Raw genomic sequence first — 26,603 nt, forward strand, 5'->3', positions numbered from 1 at the left:
GGTCGGGGAAGGGGTGACGGTGAAGCAACCGGTGCACGTCGCAGGCGTTGCGCCGTCGGGGTTGGTGACCGTGATCGTGCGCGCACTTGCCGTCGCGTCGGAGGCAACCGCGACGGTGGTGGTCAGGCTCGTGGCGTCTACGAACGTGGTGGGGCCCACGGTGAGGCCGTCACCGGTGAACTCCGCGATCGAACCGGTTTGGAATCCGGATCCGGTGATGGTCACGGTTTGCGACGCGGCGCCCTGGCCCCGGGCAGCCGGCGACGCCGAAGTCGCGGTCGGGGAAGGGGTGACGGTGAAACACCCGGTGCACGTGCCCGCCACGCTGTCGGTGTTGGTAACCAAGACGTTGCGCGCGCCGGCCGTCGCACCGGACGCGACCGAGACGCTCGCGGTCACCTGGGTCGTAGACACGAACGTCGTAGTTCCGACGGTGACTCCCGTTCCGGACACGCTGATCACAGCGCCGCGCGCGAAGTTCGTCCCCGTCACCGTCATCGTCGTCGCGGCGGCACCCTGACCACGCGGGCTGGGGGAAGCTCCCGTCACGGTCGGAGCGCTGGGCGCGACAACGGTGAAACAGTTCGAACAGGATCCTGTACCCGCGTCGGAATTCGTGACGCGCAGGGACCACGTGCCCGGTGCGGCCGCGGTGAGGTTGAACACAGCGGTGATCTGCGTCTGGGAAACCACGACCACAGAGGTACCTGCGATGTCGGAGTCCTTCCCATCGGCACGCTGAAGCGCCACCGAAGCTCCCGAGGCAAATCCGGTGCCTGGGATCGAAAGGGAGACCGATCCGCTGTTGTTCCCGGCAGACGGCGTCGGCGCGCTCACCGTCGGAGCAGCAGTCACCGTAAGGCACCCCGCACACGTAGCCGGGCCGCCATCGGGGTTCGTAATAGTCAGCGTGCGCGCGCCGGTGGCTGCGCCTGACGTCACAGTGACGCTAAGGGTCAACTGGGTCGCGCCATTGCGAGTCACCGAGTTGACCGTGACGCCGGTTCCGGACACATCAACGGTCGGCGTGCCGGAGAATCCGGTTCCCTCGATCAGCACGGATTGGCTTGTCGCACCTTGACCGAGCGAACTCGGCGTCGCGCTCGTAGCGGTCGGCGCCGCGTTCACGGTGAAACAGCCTGAACAGACGGCAGGCGTCCCGCCGTCGGGGTTGGTCACCGTGAAGTCGCGCGCGCCGGTGGTGGCGCCGGTCCCGACCGAGATGCCGACCGTCAGTTGCGTTGCGCTGCCACGAGCGACCGAATTCGTAGTGATGTTCGTTCCGAACGAAACCGTCGGCGTGCCGTTGAATCCGGTCCCTGTGATGGTGAGAGTCTGGTTGGCGGCGCCCTGACCCCGGGAAGCAGGGAGGACTGGGTCCACGAGGGCAACCGTTGGTTTGGCGTTCACCGTAAAACAGCTCGGGCACGTGCCGACGCCGGAATCGGCATTCGTCACAGTGATCGTTCGCGCGGTGGTCGCAGCGTCGGACGCGACCGTGATCACCGCGGTGATCTGGGATGCGGAATCCCTTACCGCCGAGGCAACGCTGATCCCGGATCCGGAGAAGACAACCGAGGGACTCGTCGCGAAGTTCGAACCCGCGATCACGATGCTCTGACTGGTTGCCCCTTGGCCCCTCGCGTTTGGCGTGGCGCTCGTCACGCTGGGTCCGGCGGCCACGCTGAAGCACGTCGCGCACGAACCCGAACCGCCGTCGGAGTTGGTCACCGTAAGCGTGCGCAAGCCTGTCGTTGCACCCGACTCAAGCGTGATGTTCGCAGTGATGGACGTGGAGCTCGTGAAGTTCACCGAGTTGACGTTTACGCCGCTACCCGAAAACGACACCGTGGGAATGGCAGAGAACCCGGTTCCGGTGATCACGACATCCTGGTTGGTGCCGCCCTGCCCACGCGAGTTGGGACTGGCGCTCGTCGCGGTCGGAGAAGCAGTCACCGTGAAGCAATCAGTTGGGGAGCACGTCACCGCTGAAGAACCGTCCGCGTTTCGCACGGTGAAGTTGCGCGCGCCCGTCGACGCGATTGTATTGCTCAAGGTCGCGGTGATCTGAGTGGAACTGACGACGACAACATCGGAAACGGTGATGTCGCTACCGAAGCTGACGGTGGGACCCGAGAGGAACCCGGTCCCCGAGATCGTGACGGCGCGGTTCGATGCGCCCTGGCCCATTGTGTTCGGGTTCACTCCGCTCACCGTCGGCAATGGGTTGACCGTGAAGCACGCGACACAGGTGGATGACCCGGCGTCCCCGGTGTTTGTGACGGTTATGTCGCCCGCGCCCGAGGTCGCGTCCGAGGCCACGCTGATCGCCACGGTTATTTGCGTCGCACTGTTTACCGTTGTCGTGTTGACGGTGATCTTTGGATTCGAAAACACCACGGTCGTCCCCGTCGGCGGAGCGAAGCCGGTACCGGTGATCACAATGCTCTGGTTTGACGCGCCCTTGCCACGAGAGTTCGGACTCGCCGAGGTCACAGTCGGAGGCGTCGCGACGGTAAAGCAACCCGCGCACGTTCCTACGCCGCCGTCGGGGTTCGTGACGACGATGTCGCGAGCACCCGCAGCCGCGGTTGAGGAGATGGTGATCGTCGCGATGGCCTGACCTGTGATCGGATTGAACGACACAGAATTTACGACGATCTCCGAGCCCGAGAACGCAACGGTGGGCGTCGCGACCATTCCCGTCCCCGTGATGGTGATCGGCTGGCTCGTCGCCCCTGCACCCCGGGAGTTCGGAGTAGCACTCGCAGGCGCCGGCGCGGTGTTCACGCTGAAGCACGATGAGCACGTCGCGGGCGTTGCGCCGTCGGGGTTGGTGACGGTGATGTTGCGCGGCGTCAACGTTGACGCGCTGGAGGACACACTGATGTTGGCGGTGATCTCAGTGGAGCTGCCGAAGGTCACCGAGTTCACGCTGATTCCGGTGCCTGAGAACTCAACTTTACCGACCGGGATGGGAGCCCGGAATCCGGTTCCGGTGATGATGATGTTCTGGTTGACCGCGCCCTGTCCCCGAGAGTTGGGTGTCGCCGAAGTCGCAGTGGGCTTCGCGTTGACCGTGAAGCACCCCGTGCAAGTTCCCGACACCGAGTCGGTGTTGGTCACGGTGACGTTTCGCGTCCCCGGCGTTGCCGACCCCGAAACAGACACGTTCGCGGTGACCTCGGTCTTACTCACGAAGGTCACCGAGTTCACAGTGACGCCGGAACCAAACGAAGTGCTGAAGCCTCGAGCGAAATTAGTACCCGCTAGGGTGATGTTCTCATTCAGTGCCCCCTGCCCCCGCGAAGCCGGGGACACTCCGGTAACGGTGGGTGCATCCGACGTGACCGTCAAGCAATTCGTGCAAGTGGCACTACCGGCGTCCGAGTTGGTAACGCGCACGTTCCAGGTGCCGGGACCGACTGAGTCAAGGTTGAACGATGCCGTGATACGCGCGGACGACACCACGGCGACGGACGTCCCCGCGATCGTCGTTTGCCCCGCCTTCGTCAGTTCTGCGGTTATCCCGGGGAGGAAGTCGGACCCATTGATGGTCAGGGTGGTTGACCCGCTGTTCGAGGCGCCGGTGGGAGAGATCGACGTAATCGTCGGGGCAGACGCCCGAGCCGTCGTCGCGACGACGATCGAGAGAACCCCGTAGAGTCCCGTCAGAAAGACGAGAAGACCGGTTCGCTTCCGGGTCGCGTTAATGGGAAACCTCCGCCGCTAGGTCATCAGCCTTCTCTTCATGGGCTCTATCGGCCCATCAGCGTGTGACCTTAGTTCTCCATACAAACCCGGGCAAGGAACCTTGGACCGCGCCCCACCACATCCGGCCGGCGCTTTAGGGGCAGACCAGGCGCAGAGTAACGTCGTTTTCGAGCAACTTGCCGGAGGTAGTGAGCACGCCCCGACCATCGACGACCCGGAGTAATCCAGCGTCGGTGAGTGATAAAACGACCGCCGTAAGTGATTGACCCAGCCGCCGCTCCGCTTCCGCGAGATCCACCCCATCGCTGAGTCGGATACTCAGGGACAGCCACTCCTCGGCAACCTCGCGCGCGCCCGGCCGCTCGAAGCCCGCGCGCGCCCCACTGGGATCCTCTACGTACCGCGCAAGCGATCGGCCGTTCCACCAACGCGCGCCACCGCGATGCGAGTGCGCGCCCACGCCCAAGCCGAGGTACTCCCCTTGGGTCCAGTACACGAGGTTGTGCCGGCATTGCCTGCCCGGCTTCGCCCAATTCGAGATCTCGTAGTGCTCGAATCCGGCCTCGCCAAGCACGTCGACTGCCTGCGCATAGTGATCGGCCAGCACATCGTCATCGGGCGCCGCCATCTTGCCCCGGGCTACCGCGCCGCCAAAGGCGGTCTTGGGCTCGATGGTCAAGGCGTAACAAGAGACATGCTCAACGCCGAAAGAGACGACCGTGTCGAGGGTTCTGCGCCACAATTGGGCCCCCTCTGAAGCGGCACCGTATATGAGGTCCACCCCGATGTTGTCGAAACCCGCCCGCCGAGAGGCATCCAAGGCGTTTACGACGGACGCCGCATCATGAGTTCGGCCCAACGAAGCTAGAACCGGATCGTCCATGGACTGGGCGCCGATCGAGAGCCTATTCACTCCGGCGTCGCGCAACGCTGCGAGCGACTCGGCGTCGACCGAGTCCGGATTCGCCTCGACGGTGACCTCGGCACCGGGGACAAGGCCCACAATGTCCGCAATGTCGCGAATGGTGCGCGCCAGCAGTCGGGCGTCTAGGAAGGTCGGGGTTCCGCCCCCGACGAACAGGGAGCCCGCCGGAGGAAGAGGCAACCCGGCGCGCGCCTCTTCCGCAAGCGCCGCACAGTACCGTTCGTGCGCCTCGGGACGACCGACGACCACGGCGAAGTCGCAGTACGGGCAAAGGGTCGCGCAAAACGGGATGTGCAGGTAGACGCCGAAGGCCGGCACCCCGTCGATCACTGGCCTTTCGGCTCCTCCCCCACCTGGAGAGCCGCGATGAAGGCCTCCTGCGGGACCTCGACACTGCCGATCTGCTTCATGCGGCGCTTGCCTTCCTTCTGCTTCTCCAGGAGCTTGCGCTTGCGCGTGATGTCTCCGCCGTAGCACTTCGCGAGAACGTCCTTGCGCTTCGCCTTGACCGTCTCGCGCGCGATGACGCGGCTTCCGATCGCCGCCTGGATGGGCACGTCGAACATCTGGCGCGGAATCAGCTCACGCAGCTTCGCCGCCATCGCCCGACCGTAGTAGTAGGCCTTCTCGCGGTGCACGATGGCGCTGAACGCGTCCACGGGTTCGTTGTGCAGCAGGATGTCTACCCGAACAAGTTGAGACGGCTGGTAACCGGCGGGTTCGTAGTCCAACGATGCGTACCCGCGAGAGCGGGACTTCAACTGGTCGAAGAAGTCGAAGATGATCTCGGCCAGTGGAAGTCGATACCGCAACTCGACGCGATCGCCCGATAGGTAGTGCATGCCGTCCAGGACGCCGCGACGAGTCTGACACAGGTCCATGATCGGACCGACGTACTCCTTTGGCACGAGGATCAACGCCGCAACCTGCGGCTCTTCGACGCGCTCGATCAAGCCCGCGTCCGGCATATCGGAGGGATTGCGAACGATCACCTCGCCCCCGCCGGCGACGAACACCCGATAGGCAACGTTCGGGGCCGTCGCCACCAACGACAGCGAGAACTCCCGCTCCAGTCGCTCACGCGAGATCTCCATGTGCAGCAGGCCTAAGAACCCGACGCGAAACCCAAACCCGAGCGCGCGCGAGGTCTCCGGCTCGAAGTTCAGCGCCGCATCGTTGAGTTTGAGTTTGTCCAAAGCATCGCGAAGCGCCGGGTAATCCTCTCCGCTCATCGGGTACAGACCGGCGAATACCATCGGCTTCGGTTCGCGGTAACCGGGAAGAGGATGCGTCGCGGCGCGCGCGCCGACTTCGGTCACGGTGTCGCCGACCTTCGCCTCGGCAATGTTCCTCACCCCGGCAACGATGTAGCCGACCTCACCCACGCCCAACTCCTCTACCGGCCGAGGGTCGGGTGCCAATACGCCAACCTCTTCGATCTCGTGCTCGGCTCCCGTAGCCATCATGCGAATCCGGCCCCGACGGCGAAGCGATCCGTCTACGACCCGGACGTACGCGACGACACCGCGGTAAGCGTCGTAGGTGGAATCGAAGATCAGCGCGCGCGTGGGAGCCGTCGGGTCGCCGGTCGGCGAGGGGACGGTCCGCACAACCGCCTCCATCAAATCTCGGACGCCCTCGCCGGTCTTCGCCGAAACGAACAGGACCTCGTCCTCTCTGCAGCCGAGCACGCCGCAGACCTCCAGGGCGACCTTCTCGGGCTGGGCCGCGGGAAGGTCGATCTTGTTGATCACCGGAACGATCTCCAGATCCGCCTCAATGGCCAAGTGGAGGTTGGCCAGAGTCTGCGCCTCGATGCCTTGGCTCGCGTCCACCAGCAGGACGGCCCCTTCGCACGCGGCCAGCGCCCGGGACACCTCGTAGGTGAAGTCCACATGCCCAGGGGTGTCGATCAGGTTGACGACGTAGTCCTGCCCGTCGTCCGCGGTGTAGTCGAGCCGGACGGCCGCCGCCTTGATCGTGATCCCGCGCTCGCGCTCGATGTCCATCCGATCCAGGAACTGCTCGCGCATGTCGCGCGCGGCCACGGCTCCACACAGCACCAAGATCCGGTCTGCCAGCGTGGACTTGCCGTGGTCGATATGGGCAGAGACGACAATGTTCCGGATTCGGGTGGGGTTGGTCACGAGGTACCTTGTCCCTTGCTCGGGTCGGACGGCAAGCATATCGCCCCCTCCCCCCGCCCTGTTCGCCCGTTCGGATCGGCCCTGCTACAATCCGCCTCCGCTCATGGCCAATATCAAGTCTCAGAAAAAGCGCGTTCTCACTAACGAGAAGAGCCGCCTGGCAAACCAGGCCGTTCGTTCACGCCTACGCACAACCGCACGCCGTTTCCGCGAGGCGCTCGCCTCAGGAGACCGTGTCGCAGCCGAAGCCGCCCTTCACACGGCGTGCCGAGCCTACGACAAGGCGGCGGCAGCCGGCGTCCTGCACCGCAACAACGCGGCTAACCACAAGTCGCGGCTGTGGAAGCAGTTCAACTCCACCGCAGCCTGAGCTGCCGGCCCGGCTAACCCCGAAGGTCTTTTCGCCGCGCGCGCAATCGCGTTGCGCTGCGTTGACTACCGATACGAATCGGTGCGTCGGTAGCGACGACCACCCTCGGGGAACACATAGGCTCCGGTGAAGGTGCTCCCGCTTCTGCGTGCGGTCGTCGACCACTTCAATTCCGTGAAGTCCCCCATGAGCGCGTGCTCGGGGTGATCCAAGTTCAGCAGCATGCTCGTCGCTCCAGCGGTCTTGCCCTTCTCGGCGTTGTACCTATACGAGGAGAACGCCGCCATGCCGCTGCGGAACGACGCGGACGTGAGATCACGACCGGCATTGGTAACCCCGACCAGCAAAGGCAACATCGCGGAGTAAATCAGCGGGGCCTGCGCCGGAGGCTCCGAATCGGACGCGGTCATGTACTGCCGGTACCACTCGGTGCTACGGGCTTCGGTATCCATCGTCATATCCACCATGAAACGGTCGTCGTAGCACGTCAGTCCCGAGGCGCGCGCCCACTGACCGGCGCTGAACATTCGAACCGGCGCAAGTTGGTCCTGACCCGAGCACGGCCAGATGATGTAGTCGGGTCGATACGCCTGAGCCTCAGCCGCAGGCGTGAATGACATTGGAGATCCGGCGTCGGGCATGAAGATCGTGTTGACCCCCGCGGCTCGGAACTTCGCGACGACATTTGCGGCCTGCGGCTGCGCCGCCGCGAGGTCCGCCGAAATCGAGGCCTGCGAGACGATGTTGATCCTCGCGTTCTTGAACCGCGCAGCAACGGTCTTCATCGCCGCGGCCAATCCGGGGTACTCGGCGTAGAGCAGCCCGAACTTGCGCGCGTCCGTCCCGCCGTACTTCGTCTTGGAAACCCGCTGCGACAGGTAACGCTCCATTGCGTCGACCTGCGCGTTGAACGAGGCGTACGCCGGGGTACACCAACCGTTGGTCTTCTTGTAGAGATCAAACCCAAGGTCGTAGGTCGCGATGTTGTAGATGCCCTTGGACGCAAGGAACGGGCAGACGTAGGTGGAAACCGAACCGTGAGCCGCGATGGCGGCGAAAGGCTTCAACTCGGTTGCGATGCGCTGCGCGGCCGCCGTCTGGTCTTCCGGGGTGCTCCCCGCTTCAAGGACTATGCCCTTGATCTTTCGCCCGTGGAGGTTGAAGGGGGAACCCATGAACGTCGCGCCGCCATCGGCGTGCTTGTTGACGTAGCTAACCCAGGTCCGAAAAGCCTCGGCCTCGTCCACGTTGGCCTCGGCACCCGTACCCTTTAAGTACGGGCTCGTTCGCGTGCGGTCGCCTTTCCAGTAGTAGACAACCGTAATCTCGCGATCGGTCACCCCAAGCGTCTTCGACTTCTCAGAAACCGGCGCGGGCGCGGGCGAGTTCGCCGAACCGACGGTCGCGGCGCGACGGCCGGCCGTCGTTGTCGTCGCGGAACCAGGAGACGTGGAGGCTCCGGAAAACGGGGTAGCCCGGACGGACGACGATTCCTCCGGCCCCGAGACCGAGCGCCCCTCTCCGGCCTTCGTCGAGGGCTTGGGCGAGGAACACGATGCGAGCATTAGAACGAGGATGAGAACTGCGGTGCCACTGCGTTTCATGACGGCCCCCCATGCCGAACGCCCGGGGCGCATAGCCCGAACGCGGCGCGGATCGCGATTCATCTTGTTTCCATCTTCAACACTGACGGTCACGCCGCACCTGCCGACCGGCCCGCGCGAATCGGTCCTTTCGCACATCGCGTACGAGTCGGAATGCGGGATGAGTCAATGCGAGCGCCGGCGCGCGACGGGCGCGGTGGACGAGCCGCAGATTTCAGCCACCAGCGTCTCCATTACAAGCTCGCCGGGAAGGTCTTCCCCGCGCTCCCCACCCTTGAGCGCGAAGTCCGCGTCGGCCAGCAGGCGGAACGCTCGGCGAATCTCCGCAGCAGTGAAGTTGCGCGCATTCTTCACTGCGCGATTGACGTATCCCACCGAGACATCGAGGTCCTTGGCCAGAGAAGCTGCCGGCGCACGGCCGGCCTCCGGGGCAACCGTCAGCGCGCGAAACTGCTTCGCCAGCGCCGACAGGACGACCAAGGGATGCTCTTCGCGCATGATCGAACCCAGATGCCGCAGTGCGGCCGGTCGGTCGCGCTTCAGCACAGCCTCAAGAAACGTGAACAACTGAGACTCGACGCCGCGGAACAAACGAGCGACGGCGTCGACGCCGATCGTGCCGGTAGTCGCCAGCGTGAGTTGGTCGGCGGCCATCGCGACCTCACGAAGATCCGTCCCGATCGCCTCGACGAGCGCGGTCGCGGCCTCTTTCGTGATCGTCCGATGCCGGTTCTTCAGGAACCGCTGCACCCAGTCGGCAACTCCCCACGGTTTCGGCGCCTCCACTTCGACGACGTCGGCGGAGGTACCCAAAGCCTTGCGCAGTTTGGCGGAGCCGCCGACGACCAACGCGACCGCGATCCCGTCAGGCGGGGCAGCCGCCCAATCCGCGAGATGACCGGCCACGCCCTCGAGACTCTTGGCGTCCCCTCGCACGACCACGAACCGCCCATCGCCAAACAGCGACGGCGTGTCGATGGCGTAAAGCACTGCCTGTGGATCCTCGGCCGAGATCTCCTCGATCGAATATCCCTCGGCCGCCCAGTGCGCGCGCACACGCTCGAGTTCCAGCGATGCCAGAAACTCGCTGCCGGAAGCAATGAGGGTCAGTGGTTTCAGGGAACTTCCTTTCGGTGGTGGCACCGAACGGTACGCGGCCACCGCCGGGGCATCAAGCCGGGCAGCCTCAGATGGCGTTGAACACCCAGAGCGCTTGCGCGCCGGCCTTGAGCACGACGCGCGCGCCGGTTGTTCCCGACGGGATCTTGCCTTGGTCGGTGCCGATCTCCTGAGCGCAGGACAACACGACGGTTCCCTTGAGGAAGCAGACGTCCATGTCCGGAGTCACCGTACTCTGCACGGTGACCAGGGACGGCGACCCCGGCCCGAGTCCGTCCCAGGGTACGCCCGCGTCCGTCACTTGCTGCGGTGGAAGCGCGAAGACCCCCGAGACCGCGAAACGCCGCCCAGCGCACGTCGAGGAGATCGCAAAAGTCTTGGAGGTCGTGCCCTCCAACTCCTGTCCCCCGGCACCGACCGTCAGCACGCCGGTCGCGTACGCGCATCCGGCCACGAAGCGGTTGACCGGAGATCCGATGTTCCAGTGTGTGGCGAGGTAGCTGCCGGCCGTCGGATTCGGGTGGAAGTAGTCATCGTGTCCGCAGTCGAACCGCACGGTCGAACAACGGGTGTCGGAGTAGAGATCCCTCAGCGGGCCGTCGTCCGGGTAACACATCACGTCGAGGCCGTCGATGCAATGACCGCCTCCGGTGGTATTGGGAGCGCTCAACTGCACCGCGCCCATCGAGTGCGAACCCTCGTGCATGAATATCAGCGGTCCCGACCCGCCCGGGTCGTTCAAGCGCCGCCCGAACGCGACGGCATACTGAGCCCCAAGGTTATTGCCGTTCGACGCGGACGCGGAATCGTCCAGCACAATGGTGGCGATCCCTCCAAGGGCGCCTCTTGTGCCGTCGAACCACACCATGTACTTCGCGAACGGGTTCGAGTACCCCATCTCGCGCAATGACGCCATGATGCTGCCCAAGGTTGCATCAGCCTGCTTCATTGGAAGGCGCACTTCGGTCACCGAAACCTCGCCTCCCGAGCAGTAGACCCGGTACCGCAGCTTTCTGCCGAATAACTTCGCCTCGTCGTTCAGTGCGCCGTTGGCGATCTCGATCATCTTGCGAATCTCGTACAGCAGCGACGAGTAGCGACTGGAAGTGTCATCGGCATGCGCGTAGATGACCCGCAAATGGAACTGAGTGCTCGGGGCCGTCGCGCAAGAAGGCTTCAGGGGGTCGGCATCCAGTTGCAAGGCCTGACGCGTCGGCAGGTAGTCGGGACCGCGCGTGAAGAACGTGGCTCCGTCCGGCATGCGAAGAGTCCACCCTCCGGGTGCCGGGCAAGACCACCCTTGTCCCGGAACGAACACCGGTCGCTCGCACGCGGCGCGCGGCGACGATGCGGCCCCGGCAGGAACTCCCGCGCTGGATGCCACGAGCACGGCAAACGCCGCGACGACACGGAGCCGCCGCCCGCGCACCAACCTGGCCTCGGACTTCATCAGGGCAACCTCACCTGCTTCATTCTGCCTCAAGGTGCCCCTCGCCTGTCCTGAAGGTTCCTTCTTTGCCGCATCGCGGTGGTGTGCGCCCTGCTCAGGCGGCCTTTTCGACCGAATGCTCCGCGCGCACGTCGATCCCCCCAGCCCCGTCGAGGGCCACTCGGACGGTTCCGGATCGGTCCGAGCGCAGAACCCGCATGCTCGAAACGGCCGCCAGCGCCGCCTGCGTCGGATGGCCGAAGCGGTTCCGGCCGACCGAAATCAGCGCGATGCGCGCGCCGGTGGCCGCGTAGAACTCCGGGAGCATGTAGGCCGACCCGTGGTGCGCGACCTTCACGACGCCCGCCCGAAGATGCTCGGGCCGTTCAAGCAGTCCCTCCTGAGCCTCTTCCTGTACGTCTCCCGTCAAAAGCACCGCGTCGGAGCCGTAGCGGACGCGCATCACGATCGAGTTGTTGTTGGGATCCGATGCGGTGTCTCGCAACAGCGGATCGGGTGGCCAAAGCACCTCGATCGTCGCCGGACCAAGCGCATAGGTCGCGCCCGCCGATGCGCGCGCGCGCGCAATCCCGCGGCGATCCAGAGCTTGCACGAACTCCGAATAGCGCGACTGCGACTCTTCCAAGAAAGGATCGAGCGCGCGCCCGATGGGCATTCGCTCGGCGACGGCCACAAGTCCATCGACATGATCTGCGTGTGGGTGCGTAACCACGAGCAAGTCGATCCGATACGTGTTCTGCGCGCGCAAAGCCTTCAGGAGAACGGCTTCGTCGGGGCCACCGTCGACCAGCATCGTTGCGCCTCCCGGCGCTCGCACCAGGAGCGCGTCCCCTTGCCCCACGTCGAGCATCGTCACGACGAGCCCCGTCGGCGGCGGCGGAGCGAGCGCGCGCGCCCACACTCCCCCGGTTGCCGCGAGCGCAAGCGCGAGCACGATCGGCGCCGCTCGTCGAGGGCGCCACCCGCGCGCCACGGCAACGGCGAGCGCGACGAGCATGAGGACAACCACGATGCCGGGAACTCCCCCGGGAACGTCCACCGACGCCAACGGAAGTTGGGCCAGCGCGTGCGCCACCCAACGCATCCACGCCAGCGCCGGCCATGCCGCGATCGACAGGCGCCCCAAAGGGCTCCAGGCCGCGGCTGCGGCCGCGGCGAGCATCCCGATGACCGTCGCCGGCGCCACCGCGGGACCGGCGGCAACATTCGCGGCCACCGCGATCAGAGACACCTGCTGGAAACGAAGCGCGATCAGAGGCCCGACTGCGATCTGCGCGCCGATCGTGACGGCGGCGGCGCGCGCCACGTTCCCCGGCGGCAGCATTGCCGACACTCGCGGCTCGAAAGCCAAGATCCCCCAGGTTGCCAGCGTCGACAGCTGGAACCCCGGGGAGTGAAGCAAGAACGGGTCATACACAAGACACGCGAACACCGTCACGGCGAGCGCAGCCATCGCCTCGCGACGGGCTCCGACCGCGACACCCGCCAGCGCGACCGCCGTCATGACACCGGCGCGCAAGACGCTCGGCTCAAAACGAGCAACCGCCATGAAGCCGAGCGAACACAGCGCCATCGCAACCACACCGGTGCGGCGCCCCGCGCCGACCACACGCAGCGCCAGCCCGACTGCCGCCAACACCATCGCGAGGTTCGCACCGCTGACGGCAACCAGATGAGACAGCCCGGCCGTGCGGAAGTCGAGATCGATGTCGGGATCCAAAGCTGTGGTGTCTCCGATCGTGATGCCGAGCAAGAGTCCAGCGTCTCGCGGCGGCAGGTGCGAAGCCGCGCTGCGCACCGCCGCGCGGCCGGCGCGCGCCACGACCGCGAGCGGCCCCGAAGACCTCCCGATCACCTCGAGGTCCGCAGGACCCGCCATCGCGCGCGCGCCGGCGCCCGAGCGCCACAGGCGCAGCGCCGCCGCGCGGCCATCCGCATCGAGATCGGCGAAGAACACCGGGCGCAAGCGCGCATCGACGCGCACGAGATCGCCCGCCTCCGGCGCGCGCGCCGGAGGCGGGCGCACGCTTACCCACGCGCGCTCGCGAAGCCGCACCGGCCGGCCGTCCAGTTCGGCTTCGCGCACCCCCAACAAGAACGCGATCCCGTCACCGGAGCGGCGCGCGTCCGTCAGGACTTCGCCGCGCAGTAGCCCGTCGGCTCGCGCGCGCGAAGCGCGCGCGAGCTCCCCGCCGGCCACCGAAGAAAGGCGCCAGGAAGTCAAAGCGAACCCAAGCGCGGCGGCCGCGACCAACAGCACCCCTGCGCGACGTGGCGCGATGATCGCAAGCATCAATGCAACGGCAGCGATTCCGCCCGCGACCGCGGCACCCGTCCCCGCGCGCTCGGCGGCGAGCGTCCCGCACGCGAACCCGCCGGCAAGCGCCAGCGCGCGCCAGGCCTGGACCGAGCCCAAGTCGCGCACGTCACACCGTCACGTACGGCTCGATGGACTCGAACTTCTTCGGGCCGATTCCGGAGACCTTCATTAAGTCGCGCACGCTTCGAAACTGGCCGTGCTGCTCGCGGTACGCCACGATCCGCTCGGCGAGCACTTGGCCGATTCCGGGCAGCGCCTCCAACTCGCGCGCGCCCGCGCTGTTGATGTTTACCTTTGCGCCCTGCCCCGCCGAGCCGCCGCCGGTCGCGGCAGCCGGGGGCGCTTCCCCGCGCTTGGGAACGACGACTTGCTCGCCGTCGACAAGTTTTCGCGCGAGATTCACCGCTGCGCGATCGGCTCCGCGCACGAATCCACCGGCAGCGCGGACCGCATCGAACACGCGCGCGCCCTCGGCGAAGCGATACACCCCGGGGTGCTTCACGGCACCGACGACGTGGACCCACATGCGCGCGGCCGGAGTCTCCGAGGCCTGAGGCAACGCGGCAACCGGCGCGGGAGCCATCGCTGCGGCCGGGCGCGCGCGGACGTACGCCAGACCGGCGCCGCCCAAGATCAACAATCCAAGGATGCCGAGTGCGACTACCTCACGCGGATGGAAACGCAGACGATCAAGAAGCCCGCGCGCTACCGCGCCGGGCACATTCTCAGGCTGTTCGCTCGTGGACACCTCGCGACACCGGGCCGGTGGAAGGCAACCCGACGCTAGCCGCGCGCCGATAACGACGCACGAAGCGGCAAAGCGAGCGGCACGCCGCGAACGCGACGCCCTGCTCGTTCCTTGCCCCGCTCAGCGCTCTTGGTGCGGAATGACGAGCTTGCGCACGCCGATGGTGATGACGGTGCCGATGAAGGCGAACAGCCCGATCAAAATGCCGAACTCGATCACCGACGGAATGTAGATCTGGTCGGCTCGGAAGGACTGACCCGGCCGTCCGCCCGGAATCCCCGGCGCCAAACCAACCAAAGGTTCGAACATCGAGGACATCAAGATGTTGATCCGCTTGAGGAACACCCCTCCGACGGCCAACGCCGATGCTGCCACGACCCAGCCGCGACGGACCCGCAGGCTGTTCCGCGAGAAGATCAGGAACGGCACGATCACACCGAACGCCACCTCGGACCAGAACACAGGAGCCAGCCGCCCGAAGAGGATGACGTTCAATTGGTCGACGTGATCGGGAACCCCGGATGCGTACGAGGTAAGCACCTCGGCGAACAACAGGAATGCGTCCACAGCGATGAACCACAGCATCAGCTTCGCCAGGTCGGCAAACGACCGCTCCGGCGGAGCGAAGTCGGTCTTCCTTTCGGCTATGTGCGCGACGATGATCAGCAACGCCGTGCCCGACACCAACGCGGAAGAGATGAACAGCGGCGCCATCAACGCGGTGTTCCAGAACGGCCGAGCCACCAACAAACCGAAGATCCACGCAGTCACGGAGTGAACAAGCACCGCCACGGGCAATGTGATGACCGCCATCTTCTTCATCGCATCGTGCATGGGGCGCGCGCGCGTGAGTAGCCAAAGGTCAATCCCGGCGATCGACAAGTACATCGTGATGACGATCACGTCCCAGACCAGAGGCGACGTCGGGTTCGGTTGCGTGAAGATCTTCCACGCGTACTGCGGTCGACCCAGGTCCGGCACGATCGAGATCGCGGCCGCCGCAATAGCTGTGGCCGACACCAGCACCGCCAGCCGGCTCAGATGTTCGAAGCGTTTCGTGCCCACCAGTTCGGCGCCGGCGACCACGATCAGGCCCCCGGCCGATACTCCAACCAGGAACATGAAGGTGATGATGTACATCCCCCACGAAACAGTGTTTGACAGGCCGGTGACACCCAGGCCCACGTTCCACTGATACAAGAACGAGCCGAGCCCGATCACCAATCCCACAGCAAGGATTCCATGCCAGACCTTGCCCGAGCCTCTGCGGATGTCCCGCGTTTCGACAACCGCGCTCATAGCGATCGCCTCCGCCGCGGCTGCAGATAGGTGACCTTCGGTTTGGTTCCCTTGTCCTCCAGCATGTGGTCGCCACCCCGGTCATTGATGAGTCGCACCAACCGGCTATCGTCATCGTTTAGATCACCGAAAATGCGCGCCTGGGCCGGACACGACCAGACGCAGGACGGCACTTGGCCTTCCTTCAGGCGATGAACGCAGAACGTGCACTTCTCAACCGTTCCCACCGGACGCGGCTCTACCATCCCGTGATCGAATTCGGGCGCGCGCTCGGGCTCTCCCCAGTTGAAGACTCGAACGCCGTACGGACACGCAGCCATGCAATACCGGCAACCAATGCAGTCCTTTGCGTTGACGAGCACTACGCCTTCGGGGTCGGTGAAGGTTGCCGACGTCGGGCACACCTTCGCGCATGGGGCGTCCTCGCAGTGCTGACACGCGAGAGGCACCCAAGACATCTCCATCCCGCCGTGTTCGCCGGCACGCGGCGTGTCCAGATCATCACCTGATGTGAGAATCCGGTTCCACCACATGCCGAGCGGCACGTCGTTCTCGGACTTGCAGATCACGGCGCAGGACCAGCAGCCGACACACCGTTCGGTATCGACTGCCATCCCCCACTTCGGGTGCTCGCTCGTCTTGCCTATTGCGCCGTATGCGCGGGATGCCTCGGGAAGGGCTTCGATCGGGGAGACTTTCGTCGTGTTGTCAGTTGACACGGCGCACCTCGCAGCGGCAGTCCTTCCACCCCGTGGACGGGGCCCACATGTTCGGGACGTAGTGGATCTCGTGAATCGGGTTGATCGCCGAGGATGTCAACTCGTTGACTCCCTTGCCGGACTTGAAGAAGCGATACCACCAGCCCTCGGGCAACGTGGCCGAGCCCCGCCGCGCCGACTCGCTCACGTGCGCCCAGGCCTGCAGCCTCCCACGCGTGTTGAAGACCTCGATCTCGTCGCCCTCGCCGATTCCTCGCTCCGCAGCGTCCTTTGGATTCAGCAGAACCTTCGGTTTGCCCCCGTGGATCTCGATGAGCCACGGAGTGTTCGCGTAGCTGGAGTGAATGCGCCACTTCGAGTGCGGCGACAGAAGTGTGATCGGGTACTCCTTGGGGTCGTGCACCTCGTCGTCAAACGGCGGCTTGTAGGTGACGACGGTCTCGCCGAACTCCTGGAACCGATCTTCGTCCTTGTACAACTCGATACGACCGGTCGGAACGAACTCTTGCGTCTTTTCGATCGGTGTCGGCAGCGACGGCGGTGGGAAGGGAGTCAGGTTCTCGATCTGGTCCTGGAAAGCAACCTCCGGGTCCGGGACGTTCAGCCGTACCGGACCCTTCTCGAGTTGCTCCAGGGTGATCCCTTCGGCGGGGCCGCCTCCGGCGAGGATCATGCGAATCGCATCGTCCTCGTCCACTTCGAAGTACTTCTTTGCCTTGTCGGGCGCGATGCGGCGCACCAACTCGCGCCAGATCCACAACTCCGACTTCGACTCCCCGACCGGTTCGATCGCCGGCTGCTGCAACTGCAAGAACGGATGCAACGGAGTTGCCGTCAAGTCCTTCTTCTCGTACCAGGTCGTCGCCGGCAGAACGACGTCCGCGTAGCGCGCGGTGTCCGTCATCTGAGGATCGACGACAACGAATAGATCCAGCGCATCGATCCGCTCATAGACCTTGTTGAGGTCGGGAGACTGCACGAGGAAGTTCGAGAAGGTGCAGAACAGCGCCTTGAAGCCGTTCTTCGGGTATGGCACAGACGGGTGCATGGTTTCGGTCTTGCCGTGAACGAAGTAACTCGTCGCGACGATCTTGGCCTTTTCTCCGCCGGGGTTGAACCACTCGGCCGGCTTCACGCGAACCTTGTACTGACCCACGTACACCGAGAACCCAGACCCCGAACGTCCGATGTTGCCGGTTACCACTGCAAGCAATGCGTATGCGCGCCCCGTGAGGTCGCCGTGATACCAGTGGTTGGCGCCCGCGCCCATCAGGATCGCGGCCGGCGACTCAGTCGCGTACGCGCGCGCCACCTTCTCGATCATCTCGGCGGGTACGCCCGAGACGCTCTGCGCGCGCTCGGGCGTCCACTTCTTGACCTCTGCTTGCACGAATGCGAACCCAGGCGACGCAGTGACGGTCCTGCCGTCCTTGAGCCGAACCTCGAACTTGCCGTCGAGCGCAGCATCGACGTGCGCAGGAAGCCCCAGCTTCTCTGTGCCCACCGAAACCGGCGCGTTCGTCCGGCGATCCCACACGAGATAGCGCCTCGCTTTTCCGGACGCTAAAACATCGCTCTCGAGCAACCTTTTGCCGTTGTCGGTGCGAACCAGCAACGGCGCGTCGGTGTAGGTGCGAAGGAAGGCCTCATCGTGCAGGTTCTCCTTGAGGATCACGTGCGTCATACCGAGCGCGAAGGCCGCATCGGTTCCCGGTTTGATCTGGAGCCACGAGTCGGCCTTCGATGCCGTCGCCGAGTAGACCGGGTCAACGACGACGAGGCGCGCGCCTCGCTCGGCCGCATCGAAAATGAAGTGCACGTCCGGGATTCGCGTCTCCAGGGGGTTGGCGCCAACGATGAGAAGGAACCGCGCGTTCGCCCAGTCCTTCGCCTCGTGCTCCGCGTTCTGCACGCCGAACGTGATCGGCATCCCCATCGGGAGGTCGCCGTTGAAGCAGAAGCTCGTCCCGTGTGTCATGCCCAGCAGCGAGCACGCGCGGTAGTTGGCCCCCTTGTGGACGTAGCCCGAACCCGGAACCTGACCAAAGACGTGGATCGAGTCCCAACCGTGCTTGTCTCCAACCTTCGTCAGTTCCGCCGCGATGTGATCCAGGACTTCGTCCCAACTCGCTTCGCGGAACTCGCCGGAGCCGCGCTCTCCCGTGCGGATGAGTGGCTTCTGAATTCGGTCGGCACCGTAGATGTTCTGGAAGAAGGACAACCCCTTCATGCATCCGCGAGGGCTATAGACGGGGTCAGGGTAGTCGGCTGCCTGCTGAATCTTGACGATCTTACCGTCGCGCACGAACGCGAGTTGTCCGCAGGAACCGGTGCAGTTCGGCGAACACGTGGTGCGCACGACCTTGTCGACCGGCAGGGATGGATCGGGGTCGTACCCGACCTCGGGACCGAACGCGACGCGCGCGCCGACGGCTGCCGCTCCCACCACGGCACCGCCCTTGAGGAACTGCCTTCGATCTACCGTCATCAGACAAGCCCCTCGGGTGCCGCCGGGCACTGGGGATCGAGCATGGTGTGACCCGAAGCTCCGCAGACGCCGCACCGGGTCGAACTCGTGCCTGAAGAAAGCGGGCGAACCATAGATGCGCCGCTGCGAACAGCGCGCGCGGCAGAAGCTGCAAGCAATACGACTGGACTCGCGAGCGCCGCACGCAAGAGGGTTCTCCTCGACGGGCTGGATGTCGTCATCGTTCTCCTTCGCTGGACACCTGTCGCCGAAGAATACTAATCCGACCTGAGAGGTTGGGACGACTCGGCCCTATCCGCCTGGTACCACTCGGCCCATGCCGGGCAGGAGCGGTGATCGGGCCAAGTCAAGCCCAATTGCAGCGGGTTTTTGCTTCATCCGCGAGAATATGGATCAAACGCTCAACGGAACGCCCCGGAAAGATAAGGTGCGCGGGCCACGGGCGGCTAGCGCATGCGCATCAGACGTCCCGCCTCAAATGAACGCCATGTCAATGGTGGTGATGACCGGGGTGCTCCTGGGCCTCGCCGTGGCCTCCTGGGTGGTCTTGCGGTGGGTGAACTTCCCAGGGATCAACGTGGACGTCGACCTGGGCGACGCCGGGCAAGTCGTGCACGATGTGATGGTGGACCTGCTCGGCGATCTCGTGCGCCGCCGACAGGGGCAGGTCACCATCGGCTGCAACGGTGATTGTCACGTAGAGAGATCTCCCCGCCCATCGCGCTTGAACCGATCCGCACTCGGCGACCCCCGGCGTGGCGCGCGCGACCTCGCCGGCCCGCCGCACGATCTCGGGGTCCACCGCGTCGAGCAACCGGGCAAGCACGTGCCGGCTCGCGTCCCACGCGATCGCTCCAATCGCCACAGTGATGACGAGTCCGGCAATCGGGTCTGCCGCCTTGAACCCGAAGTGCACGCCGAGGAGACCGGCAAACGCGGCAACAGAAGCGAGGGCGTCGGTGCGCGCGTGCTTGCCGTCGGCAATCAAAGGCTGCGAGCCGATCCGGCGCCCGACGCGGATCTTGTACTGCGCGGCGATCTCGTTCGTCACCGCCCCGAACAGCGCGGCGGTGATAGCGAGACCGATCGAAGTCACCTCGTGCACTCCGGTCAGTTTGCGATAGGACTCCCACCCCGCGTAGAGGGCGCTTGTCCAGATGACCAGAACGATGAAGACACCCGCGAGATCTTCAAAGCGCTGATACCCGTAGGTGTACCGATGGTCGGCCGCGCGGCGCGCCGCGAGGAATGCGAGCGCGAGCGCGATCGTGGTGATGACGTCGCCGATGTTGTCGAGCGTGTCGGCCAGCAACCCCGCGCTTCCCGAGACGATGACGACCACGACTTGGAACACGGCGGTGATACCGAGCAACGCCGCCGAGATCCAAATGGCGCGCAGCGCAGCCTTCGTGCCCTCCGGCCCGGCGACCGCCGCAACGCCGTGGACGCCGCCCATGTCAGCGCACTACGAAGTTGACCAACTTCGGAGGAACAACGATCGTGCGCACGATCTCAACCTCCTCGAGGTATCGACTCACCTTCTCCGAACCCGCCGCAAGCGCCGTCATCTCTTCCTCAGTGATTCCCGCCGGAACGTCGATACGATCACGGACCTTCCCCGACACCTGCACGACCATCGTCACCGTATCGACGTGGGTGAGTGACGCGTCCGCAACAGGCCAGGAAGCCTTGTGCACCGAACCGCTGCGGCCGAACCGGTGCCACAGTTCCTCCGCCATGAACGGAGCAAACGGCGCCAGCATCAGCACGAGCGCATCGACCGCTTCCACGATGTCGGCATCGGAGGAGTCCCCGCAGTCGGAGATCTCGTTTGCGAGCGTCATCAACTTCGCGATCACCGTGTTGAAACGGAATCGCTCCAAGTCGCCGGTTACGCCGTCGATCGCTCGGTGCGTTGCGCGTCGCAGATCGCTCGCGCCTGTCGGTTCTCCGGCCGTGGCGCGCTTGCCGACTGTTTGCATCGCCAAGCGCCAGGCGCGCGACAGCCACCGATACACGCCTTGCGGCGAAACATCGGCCCAGTCCACGTCGGCCTCGAACGGGCCGGCGAAGAGCATGGTCACGCGCGCAGTGTCGGCGCCGTAGGTATCGACGATCTCCTTGGGAGCCACCAAGTTCCCGCGACTCTTGGACATCGCCGAGCCGTCCATGATGACCTGCCCCTGGTTCAGCAGGTTCGGGAACGGCTCGTCGAAAGGCACCAAGCCGAGGTCGTGGCAGACCTTGGTGAAGAAGCGCGCGTACAGCAAGTGCAGAATCGCGTGCTCGATGCCGCCGGTGTACTGGTCGGCCGGCATCCACCTCGCAACCGCCTCCGGATCCAAGGCCCGCTCAGGGTCCAGTCCGCAGTAGCGCAAGAAGTACCACGACGAGTCCACGAACGTGTCCATCGTGTCGGTTTCGCGGCGCGAGGGCTTCCCGCACTTCGGACACTGAGCGTTAGGAAAGACCGCGTGGCGAGCCAGCGGCGACTCCGACCCCGCCGAGTAGTCCAAGTCGTCGGGAAGTCGAACCGGCAGTTGGTCTTCGGGAACCGCGACCTCACCGTGCTCGGGACAGTGGATGATCGGAATCGGCGCACCCCAGGAGCGCTGCCTGCTGATCAGCCAGTCGCGCAGGCGATAGCGAACCTTGCCCGTTCCGAGCCCCTCGCCCTCCAGCCAAGCGACCACCTCGTGGATACCGTCCGGCGTCGGCGTACCGTCGAACCGCCCCGAGTTCGCCATGCGACCCTCGCCCGCGTAGGCCTCGGCCATCTTGGCCCCGTCGAGCGGCGCGCCCTCGGGCTGGATCACTACGCGCACCGGGAGTTTCTCCTGGCGCGCGAACTCGAAGTCGCGCTGGTCGTGCGCCGGCACCGCCATGATCGCGCCGGTTCCGTACTCCAGCAGCACGTAGTCGGCGACCCAGATCGGAATGCGCTCGCCGTTTACGGGGTTGATCGCGTGCGCGCCGGTGAACAGACCGTCGCGCGCGCGCCCGGTCGAGGTCCGCTCGATCTCGGTGCGGGTGCGCACCCGCTCGATGAACATGTCGAAGTCCTTCAGGCGCGCGGACCCCTTGATCAGGCGGCGCGCAAGCGGATGCTCGGGCGCCAGAACCATGAAGGTGACTCCCCACAGGGTGTCCGGGCGGGTGGTGAAGATAGTCAGCTTGTCGCCGGTCTCCTCGACCGTGAACGTGACGTCGGCGCCTTCGGACCGCCCGATCCAGTTGCGCTGCATCGTCAGCACGCGATCAGTCCAGCCGCTGAGACGCTCCATGTCGTCGAGCAGGCGATCGGCGTAGTCAGTGATCTTGAAGAACCACTGGACCAGCTCGCGCTTGGTAACCGTCGTGTCGCAACGCTCGCAAAGCCCGGCGACGACTTGCTCGTTCGCGAGCACCGTGTGGCACGAAGGACACCAGTTCGCCGGCGCGCCCTTGCGGTAGGCCAGGCCCCGCTCGAAGAATTTCAGGAACAGCCACTGCGTCCAGCGGTAGTAATCCGGATCGCAGGTAGCCAGACGACGCGACCAGTCGAAGGACATCCCGAGGCGCGCGAAGGAAGCCGCCTGCTGGTCGATGTTCTCCGCGGTCCACTGCGCCGGGTTGATCCCGCGCTTGGCCGCTGCGTTCTCGGCCGGCAGCCCGAAAGCGTCCCACCCGATCGGGTGCAGCACGTTGAACCCGCGCATCCACTTGTAGCGCGCGATCACGTCTCCCCCGGCGAACGCCTCCAGGTGCCCCATGTGAAGGTCGCCCGAGGGGTACGGGAACATGTCCAGGGCGTAAAAGCGCGGCAGGTCCGAGGACTCGTCCGCCCGGTACAGCCCGGTGCGAACCCACTCCTCGGCCCAGCGCGGCTCGATCTTCGCCGGGTCGTACTTGTCGATTTCGCGTGTGGTGGTGCGCTGGTCCTTGGCCATGATGGCCGTAGTCTACCGAGCGCGCGCGATCCCCCGGCCAAGAATTCCCAGCGACTGCGCCGAGCCCGTCACGGTGCGCGCGCCTGCTGGTAGAATCGCCCGTCGCAAGGGGCTGTAGCTCAGTTGGTAGAGCACTTGGCTGGCAGCCAAGGGGTCAGGGGTTCGAGTCCCCTCAGCTCCACACTTGACGGGTGTACGCTTCGGGGTACACTTTCTGTATGGCCAAGACTGTCCCGGTGAAAGAGTTGCGCGCCGATCTTGCTGGCCTGCTCGATCAGGTTGCAGATCGTCGCGAGCACGTCATCGTTACCCGCCATGGCCGTCCCGCTGCCGCGATCGTGCCGATCGACGAATATGAGGGCCTGGAGGAAACAGCCGAGATCCTCTCGGACCCGGCCGCAGTGCGCGCAATCCAACATGGTCTCGCCGATCTCAAAGCCGGCCGCGTTTCGACGCTCGACGAGGTCCGAGCGGATGTAGCGAAGCGGAAGAGCGTTCGTCGAGGCTGAGGCGTGGCCCGCGTTCTCTTCGCCCGAGCGGCTCGGGCCCAAGTCGCCGGCCTCGACATCCGCGTAGCGGAAGCGGTGCTCGACTCAGTCACACTGCTCGAAGCTGATCCTGAGACCGGTCATCGACTGCGGGGAAAACTGGAAGGTTTGTGGTCGTTGCGTCTCGGGACTTACAGGCTGATCTACGAGATCCGAGAACGCGGCAAGACGGTTCGTGTCGTCGCCGTGCTTCACCGGGCGATCGCGTACCGGTCCGACCCGCGCTGAGCCCCTTAGCCGAGGCCGGACCGACAGTGAAGCCCCGGCCGGCCCAGGCCGGACGTGAAGTCCTCGAGCGCATCAAATGGTGGTCGGCCGGGGAGACGTCGCCTGGGGTTCTCTCCCTGATCCGGTCGGATCTGGTCCCGGCTTCCGTCGGGTTTCGTCGTGCAAGGCGATGCACTCAATGCCGGCCGCTTCTGGTGTTTGGTTGGCGCCGCGGGTGACGCCAAACCGACACCAGTTCCAGACGCTCGGGCCTGGATGTCCGATTCCGCGTGATCTCGGCTACGCGGCGATGCCCGCGGGAAGCGGCGCTAGCGCACGCGACGCCGCGCCCAGACTGCGGTCAGAAGACCAACGGGCAGGACGACCAACATGACGCCCGTGAAGAACAGAAACGCCAGAGCCGGAGAAGGCGGCCGGCCCGCGGGGAGGTGCCGAACCGTCAACCAGATGCGAACCAATAGCCAGACCCCGCCGGCGATGAGCGGCACGAGCGATCCCGCTATCGCGAGTTTGGGTACAGGCCCGAACGAAAGTGGCCCACCGCGCCATCGAGAGAACTGCGGAGCGACTCGGCTGGGAGTGGCCGCCGTCTTGGCGCCGGCCGAATCATCCGCTGGGGACGAGAGACACAGCCAGCACCAAGCAATGCCCGGCTCGATCGCGGCGCCGCAGTCAGGACATGCCGGCGTCTCCATTCTCGGGTCATCGGACGAGGATGGGATCAGATTGATTCGGCAGATCTCATCCCGAAGAGCAGCGGGATGGAGTCGGGCCTCGACCTTCCATGCCCTGGGCGGCGGAGTCCGCGACGACGGTGCCGGCATCGACGATGTGCGGCTGAGTTGCGAGCGCCGCCGGGTCGCCCGGCGCGTGCCCGAAGACCCAGCACGTCTCCCACACGTGCACCGACGCCGCGGTCGCATACAGCGGCCCCTCGATGAAGCGGTCCTCGCCGAAGTACCGGTCGAGGAATGCGCTCACCTCGGGATCGAGGGAATCACGGGATTCCCACACCGCGCGCGGCACTTCAACCGCGCTGCGGTAGTAACGCGGTGAAAGGTCGAGCCCGCGCGCGCGCCGCTCCTGGCGCAACCCGTCGGTCGAATGCATAACGAGATCCAGCGGCCCGCTCGCAAAGTCGATCTGCAGCGTCGTCGGAGAGCAGTACGGATTGAAACCGGTGAGTCGCGCGGGACGCCCGTCGACAATCCCCTCGTACCCGGCGTCCTCGGATGCCGCCTCGTGAGGGCCGTTCGACGGCAGCGCTTTACCCCGCAGAGGCTCATCGGTAGGAACGAAGTGCCAGTCGGGTTCCGCGGTGTCCTTCTCCCAATAGCCGGTGACGCCCTGCTCGTCGGCGCCCTCGACACGCATGATGCGATGCTCGGTTCCCGGGGACACCTTGCGCATGCCGATCCGGTCGGTCGTCGACCCTGGGACCTTGCCGTGATGAATCCAGTCGGGCGCGGGCAACTGGATGCGGGGATTCGCGACGCCGTCCTGGTCCCGCCAGGCGTACTTGAGCAAGACGGTATTGCCGCCGGAGACGTCGAACTCGTAAAGGCGCGTGTAAACGTCGCCGGTCGTCGTGATCACCATCACAGTCGAGCCGCTCCCGGCGAGTCCGGCCATCAGGACGGTGCCGCGCTCGGGTCCGCACACCTCGCGGCTCTCGTCGGAGGGCAGCCAAGGATCCAAGTAAGTGATCCGGCGTCCGTCGCCGCGCAGCGCGTACAGCGTCAAGATCCCCCACGGCTTCTGTTGCCGGCCGGCGCCGTCCAGAAAGTACCCGTCCGTGTTGGCGTTCAGTATCGAGGTGTCCCAGTCGCGCACGTCGGCGGGGATGTGCGCGCCCATGTCGGTCCAGAAGAACGGCCCCCAGCGCCGGGTCCACGCCCCGGGTCCGGTCCCCCACCCCGAGTCCCAGGTGTAGATCTCGCGGTCGGCGTTGGCCGCAATGAGCACGGAGTCGTCGGCCGAGATCTCTGTCACCTTGCCGTCCAGGCACTCGGGCAGGAGCAACTCCCGCCATGCGCCGCCCGCCTGAAGGATCGGCTTGGTGTAGATCTTGCCGCCGCGCGCGGCGTAGTAGTTCTCTTCGTTGTAGGTCTCGGTGCGGCCTCGGAAATAGACGACGTCCGGCAAGGTCGCCGCGACCTCCGGTGGTGCTTCGGCGCCGGTCGCCGGTCCGTGGAACTCCGGTCCGGTGGAGTTGATCGCGTCTCGCGCCGGTCCCGGCACGTCGGCCGGCGGAGTTACGCCGGCCGCGCGCGCGACCATGTCGGCCACCGGGACCGGGTCGAACCAGTACTCGTCCGAGCACGCGGGATCGGGCACGGTGCGCGCGCCGGGGAACCGGGACTCGTCCGGGACCGCGGAAGCGGGACCGTACGTGATCGGAACGAAAAGTGCGACAACGAGCACCAGCGCCACGTTCCTTCGGATCGGGTTCAGGCGGCGGCGCCGGGGCGCGCGCGAGGACGCGGTTGCATGCATGCTGACTCCCTGCTGTGGGCTCTCTCGGAATCACCATTCGGGCGCGCGCGGCCTTTTCCTGCTCCCGGCGCCCAGCGATCGGCGCGCCGGCAAAGCGCCCGGGGACCCGAACCCGGTCGGTTCGCGATCTTCGCTCACACGCCGGGTTCGAACTCCTCCGGCCCGGCCGAGACCGCAGCCGAGGCTTCCTGAGCGACGGGCGCGCGCCCGAAACCCCTTCCTCTAACCACCATCGCCACCGCCAGCAACGCAACCAGTCCTCCCGCGATCTGCGCGAGCGTCACCGGCTCGGAAAGCCATGCGCGCGCCATCGCCGTCGCAACGATCGGTTGTGTCACCATCACGAGCGAAAGCATGGATAGGTCCACGTGGCGATGCGCCCACGTCACGAGCAAGTGGCCTCCTGTGCCGGACACGAAGGCAACCGCGGCGATCAGAACCCAGTCGATGCCGCGCGGCCCGGCAGCACTTCGCCCCCACACGGCCATGAACGGCGTGA

Annotated in this window: 23 protein-coding genes and 1 tRNA gene; 8 read left to right on the forward strand and 16 right to left on the reverse strand. The window is 65.6% G+C overall.

From position 1 onward, the window contains the following. Nucleotides 1–1,383: hypothetical protein (locus WDA27_13125; GenBank protein ID MFA5891871.1), on the reverse strand; the 1,383-nt coding region annotated here is incomplete at its 3' end. A 16-nt stretch (nucleotides 1,384–1,399) separates the two neighbouring features. Between WDA27_13125 and WDA27_13130 the strand changes: the two genes are divergently transcribed. The 4 genes from WDA27_13130 to WDA27_13145 are packed head-to-tail and all read left to right on the forward strand — an operon-like array spanning nucleotide 1,400 to nucleotide 3,664. Next, nucleotides 1,400–1,621 (forward strand): hypothetical protein, encoded by a 222-nt coding sequence (locus WDA27_13130; protein MFA5891872.1) that lies wholly within the window; start codon nucleotides 1,400–1,402, stop codon nucleotides 1,619–1,621. Nucleotides 1,622–1,651: 30 nt separating this feature from the next. Next, nucleotides 1,652–2,071: a hypothetical protein gene (locus tag WDA27_13135; GenBank protein MFA5891873.1), complete on the forward strand. Its 420-nt coding sequence runs from the start codon at nucleotides 1,652–1,654 to the stop codon at nucleotides 2,069–2,071. A gap of 33 nt (nucleotides 2,072–2,104) precedes the next feature. Then, nucleotides 2,105–2,623 (forward strand): hypothetical protein, encoded by a 519-nt coding sequence (locus WDA27_13140; GenBank protein MFA5891874.1) that lies wholly within the window; start codon nucleotides 2,105–2,107, stop codon nucleotides 2,621–2,623. A gap of 12 nt (nucleotides 2,624–2,635) precedes the next feature. Beyond that, nucleotides 2,636–3,664 carry a hypothetical protein gene (locus tag WDA27_13145; GenBank protein MFA5891875.1) on the forward strand — a complete coding sequence of 343 codons (1,029 nt, stop codon included), beginning with the start codon at nucleotides 2,636–2,638 and terminating at the stop codon, nucleotides 3,662–3,664. Between the two features lie 183 nt (nucleotides 3,665–3,847). Here WDA27_13145 and hemW read toward each other — a convergent pair whose 3' ends face one another. After that, entirely contained in the window at nucleotides 3,848–4,969 is a 1,122-nt protein-coding gene (gene hemW, locus WDA27_13150) for a radical SAM family heme chaperone HemW (GenBank protein MFA5891876.1), read from the reverse strand. Next, a complete protein-coding gene (gene lepA / locus WDA27_13155; GenBank protein ID MFA5891877.1) occupies nucleotides 4,966–6,825 on the reverse strand; it encodes a translation elongation factor 4 in 1,860 nt (619 codons plus the stop codon). Before lepA ends, hemW begins: the two co-directional genes overlap by 4 nt. A 64-nt stretch (nucleotides 6,826–6,889) precedes the next feature. Here lepA and rpsT point away from each other — a divergent pair, with 64 nt between their 5' ends. Then, on the forward strand, nucleotides 6,890–7,156 hold the full coding sequence (rpsT, locus tag WDA27_13160; GenBank protein MFA5891878.1) for a 30S ribosomal protein S20: 267 nt from the start codon (nucleotides 6,890–6,892) through the stop codon (nucleotides 7,154–7,156). Between the two features lie 65 nt (nucleotides 7,157–7,221). On the opposite strand, the gene WDA27_13165 is transcribed toward rpsT, so the two are convergent. The 10 genes from WDA27_13165 to leuS form a co-directional block, all read right to left on the reverse strand. Then, nucleotides 7,222–8,760, reverse strand: coding sequence for an ABC transporter substrate-binding protein (locus WDA27_13165; GenBank protein MFA5891879.1), 1,539 nt, complete (start codon nucleotides 8,758–8,760; stop codon nucleotides 7,222–7,224). A gap of 165 nt (nucleotides 8,761–8,925) precedes the next feature. Beyond that, on the reverse strand, nucleotides 8,926–9,921 hold the full coding sequence (holA, locus tag WDA27_13170; GenBank protein ID MFA5891880.1) for a DNA polymerase III subunit delta: 996 nt from the start codon (nucleotides 9,919–9,921) through the stop codon (nucleotides 8,926–8,928). 25 nt (nucleotides 9,922–9,946) lie between these two features. Next, nucleotides 9,947–11,329: a hypothetical protein gene (locus WDA27_13175; GenBank protein ID MFA5891881.1), complete on the reverse strand. Its 1,383-nt coding sequence runs from the start codon at nucleotides 11,327–11,329 to the stop codon at nucleotides 9,947–9,949. A 94-nt stretch (nucleotides 11,330–11,423) separates the two neighbouring features. Further along, nucleotides 11,424–13,754: a ComEC/Rec2 family competence protein gene (locus tag WDA27_13180; protein MFA5891882.1), complete on the reverse strand. Its 2,331-nt coding sequence runs from the start codon at nucleotides 13,752–13,754 to the stop codon at nucleotides 11,424–11,426. A gap of 1 nt (nucleotide 13,755) precedes the next feature. Beyond that, nucleotides 13,756–14,370, reverse strand: a complete 615-nt coding sequence (locus WDA27_13185) for a helix-hairpin-helix domain-containing protein (protein ID MFA5891883.1) — start codon at nucleotides 14,368–14,370, stop codon at nucleotides 13,756–13,758. Nucleotides 14,371–14,517: 147 nt separating this feature from the next. Then, nucleotides 14,518–15,696: an NrfD/PsrC family molybdoenzyme membrane anchor subunit gene (gene nrfD, locus WDA27_13190; protein MFA5891884.1), complete on the reverse strand. Its 1,179-nt coding sequence runs from the start codon at nucleotides 15,694–15,696 to the stop codon at nucleotides 14,518–14,520. Continuing rightward, the gene (locus WDA27_13195) at nucleotides 15,693–16,415 is read right to left on the reverse strand and encodes a 4Fe-4S dicluster domain-containing protein (GenBank protein ID MFA5891885.1); all 723 of its coding nucleotides are present in this window, start codon (nucleotides 16,413–16,415) and stop codon (nucleotides 15,693–15,695) included. The genes nrfD and WDA27_13195 overlap by 4 nt, the downstream gene beginning before the upstream one ends. Next, entirely contained in the window at nucleotides 16,405–18,903 is a 2,499-nt protein-coding gene (locus tag WDA27_13200; GenBank protein MFA5891886.1) for a molybdopterin-dependent oxidoreductase, read from the reverse strand. Before WDA27_13200 ends, WDA27_13195 begins: the two co-directional genes overlap by 11 nt. A gap of 490 nt (nucleotides 18,904–19,393) precedes the next feature. Beyond that, on the reverse strand, nucleotides 19,394–20,359 hold the full coding sequence (locus WDA27_13205; GenBank protein ID MFA5891887.1) for a cation diffusion facilitator family transporter: 966 nt from the start codon (nucleotides 20,357–20,359) through the stop codon (nucleotides 19,394–19,396). Nucleotide 20,360: 1 nt separating this feature from the next. Then, nucleotides 20,361–22,832 (reverse strand): leucine--tRNA ligase, encoded by a 2,472-nt coding sequence (leuS, locus tag WDA27_13210; GenBank protein MFA5891888.1) that lies wholly within the window; start codon nucleotides 22,830–22,832, stop codon nucleotides 20,361–20,363. 108 nt (nucleotides 22,833–22,940) lie between these two features. Between leuS and WDA27_13215 the strand changes: the two genes are divergently transcribed. From WDA27_13215 to WDA27_13225, 3 genes are all read left to right on the forward strand, one after another. Next, nucleotides 22,941–23,013 (forward strand) — tRNA-Ala (locus tag WDA27_13215). A gap of 37 nt (nucleotides 23,014–23,050) precedes the next feature. Further along, the gene (locus WDA27_13220; protein MFA5891889.1) at nucleotides 23,051–23,341 is read left to right on the forward strand and encodes a type II toxin-antitoxin system Phd/YefM family antitoxin; all 291 of its coding nucleotides are present in this window, start codon (nucleotides 23,051–23,053) and stop codon (nucleotides 23,339–23,341) included. A 3-nt stretch (nucleotides 23,342–23,344) separates the two neighbouring features. Further along, entirely contained in the window at nucleotides 23,345–23,608 is a 264-nt protein-coding gene (locus WDA27_13225) for a type II toxin-antitoxin system RelE/ParE family toxin (GenBank protein ID MFA5891890.1), read from the forward strand. Between the two features lie 308 nt (nucleotides 23,609–23,916). On the opposite strand, the gene WDA27_13230 is transcribed toward WDA27_13225, so the two are convergent. The 3 genes from WDA27_13230 to WDA27_13240 all read right to left on the reverse strand — a co-directional run. Further along, the gene (locus WDA27_13230) at nucleotides 23,917–24,303 is read right to left on the reverse strand and encodes a hypothetical protein (protein MFA5891891.1); all 387 of its coding nucleotides are present in this window, start codon (nucleotides 24,301–24,303) and stop codon (nucleotides 23,917–23,919) included. Between the two features lie 46 nt (nucleotides 24,304–24,349). Continuing rightward, on the reverse strand, nucleotides 24,350–26,104 hold the full coding sequence (locus WDA27_13235) for a hypothetical protein (GenBank protein MFA5891892.1): 1,755 nt from the start codon (nucleotides 26,102–26,104) through the stop codon (nucleotides 24,350–24,352). Nucleotides 26,105–26,238: 134 nt separating this feature from the next. After that, nucleotides 26,239–26,603 (reverse strand): EamA family transporter (locus WDA27_13240; protein ID MFA5891893.1); only part of this gene is annotated, 365 nt, incomplete at its 5' end.

Source organism: Actinomycetota bacterium (genome assembly GCA_041658565.1).
Lineage (GTDB): Bacteria > Actinomycetota > AC-67 > AC-67 > AC-67 > JBAZZY01.

Excerpts from the sequence above, each read along its gene's own strand:
- rpsT (MFA5891878.1), top strand. The coding sequence starts at position 6,890 with ATGGCCAATATCAAGTCTCAGAAAAAGCGCGTTCTCACTAACGAGAAG.
- WDA27_13200 (MFA5891886.1), bottom strand. The coding sequence starts at position 18,903 with ATGACGGTAGATCGAAGGCAGTTCCTCAAGGGCGGTGCCGTGGTGGGA.
- nrfD (MFA5891884.1), bottom strand. The coding sequence starts at position 15,696 with ATGAGCGCGGTTGTCGAAACGCGGGACATCCGCAGAGGCTCGGGCAAG.
- leuS (MFA5891888.1), bottom strand. The coding sequence starts at position 22,832 with ATGGCCAAGGACCAGCGCACCACCACACGCGAAATCGACAAGTACGAC.
- WDA27_13235 (MFA5891892.1), bottom strand. The coding sequence starts at position 26,104 with ATGCATGCAACCGCGTCCTCGCGCGCGCCCCGGCGCCGCCGCCTGAAC.
- WDA27_13140 (MFA5891874.1), top strand. The coding sequence starts at position 2,105 with ATGTCGCTACCGAAGCTGACGGTGGGACCCGAGAGGAACCCGGTCCCC.
- WDA27_13230 (MFA5891891.1), bottom strand. The coding sequence starts at position 24,303 with ATGGAGACGCCGGCATGTCCTGACTGCGGCGCCGCGATCGAGCCGGGC.
- WDA27_13205 (MFA5891887.1), bottom strand. The coding sequence starts at position 20,359 with ATGGGCGGCGTCCACGGCGTTGCGGCGGTCGCCGGGCCGGAGGGCACG.
- WDA27_13175 (MFA5891881.1), bottom strand. The coding sequence starts at position 11,329 with ATGAAGTCCGAGGCCAGGTTGGTGCGCGGGCGGCGGCTCCGTGTCGTC.
- WDA27_13165 (MFA5891879.1), bottom strand. The coding sequence starts at position 8,760 with ATGAAACGCAGTGGCACCGCAGTTCTCATCCTCGTTCTAATGCTCGCA.
- WDA27_13220 (MFA5891889.1), top strand. The coding sequence starts at position 23,051 with ATGGCCAAGACTGTCCCGGTGAAAGAGTTGCGCGCCGATCTTGCTGGC.
- lepA (MFA5891877.1), bottom strand. The coding sequence starts at position 6,825 with ATGCTTGCCGTCCGACCCGAGCAAGGGACAAGGTACCTCGTGACCAAC.